Here is a 219-nt window from a genome sequence, read left to right as displayed (position 1 = left end):
GCGCCAAGGCCGCGCAGATGGGCGGTCGGGGCGCCCTCTACGCCTGGGAATCGGCCGATAGCGGGTCGGAGGTCACGCCCGCCCAGACGGTCGGCCCGGACCGCAAGATCCTGGACGTCCTCTGCGGCAGCCAGGAGCAGCATATCAGCGCCGACGTGGCCTATGCGGTGTGGCAATACTGGCAGGCGACCGAGGACGAAGCCTTCCTGCAGGAGGCTG

Annotated in this window: 1 protein-coding gene; it reads left to right on the top strand. The window is 69.9% G+C overall.

What is annotated here, in order from left to right:
* Positions 1-219: hypothetical protein (locus FCU66_RS40920; RefSeq protein WP_136625540.1), on the top strand; the 219-nt coding region annotated here is incomplete at both ends.

The organism is Mesorhizobium norvegicum (assembly GCF_004919685.1).
Lineage (GTDB): Bacteria > Pseudomonadota > Alphaproteobacteria > Rhizobiales > Rhizobiaceae > Mesorhizobium > Mesorhizobium norvegicum.
The sequence above is the reverse complement of the archived record's forward strand: the minus strand, read 5'-3'. Positions and strand labels throughout refer to the sequence as shown.